Source organism: Streptomyces sp. GbtcB7, assembly GCF_019091445.1.
Classification (GTDB): domain Bacteria; phylum Actinomycetota; class Actinomycetes; order Streptomycetales; family Streptomycetaceae; genus Streptomyces; species Streptomyces mirabilis.
Map to the genome: position 1 here is coordinate 1 of NZ_JAGXJM010000382.1, position 258 is coordinate 258.

1 protein-coding gene is annotated in these 258 nt (G+C 65.9%); it reads right to left on the reverse strand.

All coding sequences use genetic code 11. The features are described 5' to 3' along the window. Window positions 1–253: ROK family protein (locus KVT44_RS61425; protein ID WP_368857624.1), on the reverse strand; the 253-nt coding region annotated here is incomplete at its 3' end. Between the last annotated feature and the right edge of the window lie 5 nt (window positions 254–258).

Below are 258 nucleotides of genomic sequence, written 5' to 3' on the forward strand. Positions count from 1 at the left end.
GGTACACCTCACGCTCGATGATGAGCCCGCCACCGATGCCTTCAGCGCTGATGGCTGCGAAGAGAAGCGACTGCGATTGGCGGCCTACTCCGAACCGAGCTTCCCCGAGGGCGCCCATTCTGCCGTCGTTCTCAAACCAAGTGGGGGCATGGACCCGCCGTGCGATGCGCTGGCGTTGGGGTGCGCCGATCCAGGTCGGCATCAGATCCTGGGCGCCCGCCGGCGCAACGCGTTGCCTTGAAGGGTCGATCATCGTGG